The organism is Halomonas flagellata (assembly GCF_022487945.1).
Lineage (GTDB): Bacteria > Pseudomonadota > Gammaproteobacteria > Pseudomonadales > Halomonadaceae > Halomonas > Halomonas flagellata.
Window position 1 is genome coordinate 1 of the sequence record NZ_JAKVPY010000119.1, and the last position, 598, is coordinate 598.

1 protein-coding gene is annotated in these 598 nt (G+C 59.4%); it reads left to right on the top strand.

Annotated elements, in window-relative coordinates:
* Window positions 1-40: 40 nt before the first annotated feature.
* Window positions 41-535: a hypothetical protein gene (locus tag MKP05_RS21445; protein ID WP_439109014.1), complete on the top strand. Its 495-nt coding sequence runs from the start codon at window positions 41-43 to the stop codon at window positions 533-535.
* The last annotated feature ends 63 nt before the right edge of the window (window positions 536-598 follow it).

Sequence of the window (598 nt, forward strand, 5' to 3'; positions counted from 1 at the left end):
GGCGCGCCTCGACGAGGCTGAAGCTTGCGCCCGCCAGGGGATGGACGTGCTATCCACCTATCAGCCGCAGCAGCAGCTGCAGTGCCTGGCGCTGATGGTCCAGTGCTCACTGGCGCGCGGCGATCTGGATAATGCCCGCAGCCACCTGAACCGGCTGGAAAACCTGCTCGGTAATGGTCACTATCACAGCGACTGGGTCTCCAACGCCGATAAGGTGCGAGTGATCTACTGGCAGATGACCGGTGATAAAACCGCGGCGGCCAACTGGCTGCGCCAGACGCCAAAGCCGGAGTTCGCCAACAACCACTTCCTGCAGAGCCAGTGGCGCAACATTGCCCGGGCGCAGATCCTGCTGGGCGACTTCGAACCGGCGGAAATGGTGCTGGAAGAGCTGAACGAAAATGCGCGTTCGCTGCGTTTGATGAGCGATCTCAACCGCAACCTGCTGCTGCTCAACCAGCTGTACTGGCAGTCAGGACGCAAGAGCGAAGCGCAGAAAGCCCTGCTGGAAGCCCTGACGGAATACGCAAGATGATATTCCGGTTGTCTTCCTGTTCAAGATATTCGCCGACTTCGTACAAACGGGTATCCAATTCCA

Excerpts from the sequence above, each read along its gene's own strand:
- MKP05_RS21445 (WP_439109014.1), top strand. The coding sequence starts at position 41 with ATGGACGTGCTATCCACCTATCAGCCGCAGCAGCAGCTGCAGTGCCTG.